The organism is Magnetospirillum sp. SS-4 (assembly GCF_902729425.1).
Lineage (GTDB): Bacteria > Pseudomonadota > Alphaproteobacteria > Rhodospirillales > Magnetospirillaceae > Phaeospirillum.
Genome location: NZ_CACVCH010000108.1, coordinates 1 through 3,260, shown reverse-complemented (window position 1 = coordinate 3,260; position 3,260 = coordinate 1). Strand labels below are relative to the sequence as shown.

Annotated in this window: 3 protein-coding genes; 1 reads left to right on the top strand and 2 read right to left on the bottom strand. The window is 50.1% G+C overall.

Annotated features, from left to right (window positions below):
- Nucleotides 1-284 precede the first annotated feature (284 nt).
- On the bottom strand, nt 285-1,586 hold the full coding sequence (locus MTBSS4_RS17715; protein ID WP_173984708.1) for a diguanylate cyclase: 1,302 nt from the start codon (nt 1,584-1,586) through the stop codon (nt 285-287).
- 522 nt (nt 1,587-2,108) lie between these two features.
- Between MTBSS4_RS17715 and MTBSS4_RS17710 the strand changes: the two genes are divergently transcribed.
- A complete protein-coding gene (locus tag MTBSS4_RS17710) occupies nt 2,109-2,423 on the top strand; it encodes a hypothetical protein (protein WP_173984707.1) in 315 nt (104 codons plus the stop codon).
- A 23-nt stretch (nt 2,424-2,446) separates the two neighbouring features.
- On the opposite strand, the gene MTBSS4_RS17705 is transcribed toward MTBSS4_RS17710, so the two are convergent.
- A partial coding sequence (locus MTBSS4_RS17705; RefSeq protein ID WP_173984706.1) for a tyrosine-type recombinase/integrase occupies nt 2,447-3,260 on the bottom strand: 814 nt, incomplete at its 5' end.

Sequence of the window (3,260 nt, the reverse complement as noted above, 5' to 3'; positions counted from 1 at the left end):
GGCATGGGTGCTTCGGCTAAGGTGTCGCACATTTTGGACTCCTTCCCCGCCCAACACGGGTCGCCATCATACTAATGGTGTATAAATCATACCTCCGAATAGGTTCGGGTTAAATAATAATTAACGCTGCAACGATCTTTTGCGGTGCAGCGGCGATGGGAGGCACGATATCGACTCTCGGGACGAAAAATATCGAAGGCCGTTGCACCCTTCTCATTTTCGACGAAAAAATACCAAACTCAGCCAATTGTTTGAGGGCGTAATAGTGCCGTCGGTTGGCCTCCTCAAGATTTCTCGACTTCCCACAGAATATCTGGAAAGAGGCACACCCCTCCGGTGCGTTTCGCCAAGTACATCGCCTTATCCGCCTTATCGATCAAATCTATCGACTCTGTTGAGTCATCTGGATAAAGAGCAATGCCGAGGCTGGCCCCCAGACTGTGTTCAACGCCATCTATGGTTTCCGGTGATGAGACAGCAACCATGATCTTGCCGACCAACCTGCGAATCTCCTTCTCACCTGAAATTTCCTCCAGAATGGCTACGAACTCATCACCGCCAATCCTGGCTACCGTATCGGTCTTTCTCAGGCAGTTGCTCAGCCTCTTGGCAACGCCGATAAGGACCATATCTCCGACTGCATGTCCGTATGTATCATTGACCGGCTTGAACTTATTGAGGTCGATGAACACCAAGGCAATCCGTGTCTGATGCCGATCCGCTCGCGTGATAGCGGCTTCCAGACGGTCTCCAAACAAAAACCTGTTGGGAAGGCCAGTCAGAGAATCATGGTGTGCAAGGTGCCGAATATGCTCTTCGGCACGTTTGCGTGCCGTGATGTCTCGCACCACGCTGGCATAAGCGACCCCTTCGCCTTGCTGCATTTCGCTGACCGAAGCTTCCATGGGGAAGGCGACGCCATCCTTCCGCATCCCCATCAATTCCTCTCCCATCGACAATATGTCATGCCAGCCCTGCCCAGCCTCCTGGCCCAACTTCTTGGCAACGGGATCAGGAACCAATTGTCGGATGCTCTTGCCGATAACTTCGTCGGCTTTGAAATCAAAGATGCGTTCGGCGGCGGGATTGAAGGTCTGAACGATGCCGTTTTTATCGACGGTGACGATACCGTCAGCCACGGTGTTGATGATCCCTTCAAGCCACTGCTCTCGTGCCCGCAAGGCACGGGCCGACTTCAGGTGATCCGAGATATTGCGGGCCTCAATGATGAATATCTCTTCACCGGGCATCCCCAGGCGGTTGACCCACATTTCCACATCAATTTCCAAGCCATCCCGGTGCAGAAGCTTCAGGGGTATCACCTGCTCTTCGGCAAGCAATTCGAGGCCCAGACCGACAAGATCGGCATAATCAGGGTGAAAGAGGCTGCCTATTTCAGATTCCAGAAGCACCGATTTTTCGTACCCAAGCCAGCGTAGCCCTGCGGGATTGATGAAAACGATCTGATGGCTTTGGACGAGAATTATGAGGTTCTGCATCTGCTCAAGAAGATCAAGCCTGACCTCCCAGCCGTCCTTCGTCGTGCCGCTGATCAGTTCCAATTCACGGAGAAATTTTGAAGCCATCAAACTTCCTATTAGTCCAATTCGTTGGTCGTGGCCGCAGGTGGGATATCGGCTTTGACAAACCCAATGAGATCAATGCTCTCCAGTCAGTCACCAGTTCACTCTACCATGACGATTTTCTGTGCGACATAGCCGCCAGCCATGCCCCCGGCTCAATCTGATCTGCCCGGTGTTGGCGATCAGATCGAACGCCACTGGAAGCCCATGAAGTCCGTTTTTCGGACAATCGGTTCGTACATCAAGTGAGGACAAACGGACTGATGGTGCAGGCACCGGAATCTATTGTTCCTGCACCATTTCCGGACTTGGAACACAAGACTGCATTCGCAGCATAAATAGATATGAAAGCGAGGCGTATCATGAGCGAAAATTTAAATAACGTAATTTTGTTTCCGGAAACTCAGGTAAATGACCCTGACCACTATGCAAAACCATGTCCTAAATGTGGAGGAATATTTTACTTCATATCTCTAACGAACAAAATCATATGCGAAAATTGCTTTGTAGCCGCTGAGTTTCCTGATGATGAAATCTGAAGAAGAACTCATCCTGGTTGCCACCATTGAACGTCGGCTTGGGGAACTGTCATCCCGATACCCATCATCGATCATGCTGGCAGTCGATGACGAGGGCCGTGCCTACCTGGACGCGGCCCTGGAGGATCGCCAGGGTGAGGTGTTGTTCACCGATAATGGCGGCGGGGAATTGTCCGACATCCATTGGCAAACGGTTTTGCACCACCTTGGGTTCGTCGCCGTCATCGTCTGGTTGAGCGATCCCCGTGACTTGGCATTAGTCAGGAAGGCGTGTCGTGATGTGGAGGGGAATTGCCAATAGGAATATACGGGAGGAAATGCCGATCAAAGTTCAAATGGGGGCAAGCCAAATAGATCGTTTATGTTGTCCATTAACTTATCTGAAGCTGAGTTTCGATGCACACGTTTCAATTCGTCTTTGCGATGCAGCGGCTCCAGATGGCCATAATATTTTTCGATCATCTGCACGCTGGTTCCCATGTTCTGGGCCAGCAAATAGACATCATTGACGCCGCCATAAACAATTCTAAAATGGGCATATGTGTGCCTGAGTGAATAAATTGTTATTTTTCCATTTTGGTGTTCGTCATGTGTTATTCCGCAATAAGCGAGTAGCTCATTGAAGCTTCTTTTGAAATCGTGAATGGGTTCATCTTTATGATAATCCCTCCACAGATAATCCGTTGGCCTTGGAAATGGATTTTCTTCTTCATCACTAACATCTCTCCCATATAGTGCTTGGTGGACATCGTGAAGGAAAGAAATAATCCCGCTGAAACCAGCTACGCCGACGACTTTTCGCACTTTGGTTTTGCTTTCTTGAAGGACAACGTATCCGTCCTTTATGTCCATAAACCGTAATCGCCGAGCCTCGCCAGGGCGAAGACCGGTCATCACCATGAACTGAATATAGACAGCTAATAGTTGGCGGTAGTATAGGGTCTGGCCATTTGGGATAAGCATGCTTCGCTCCCATGATGCTGCGACCAGTTTTTGGTACTGCTCGCGGGATAAAGCACCACGGGATTTCCCATCAGGGCGGACTGATTTGAACTGAAGAATTTCGTGGTTGTTGGCGTAACCCATTGAGAGGGCTGACTGAAGCACACCACGAAGGACTACATCCTCACCATCCATC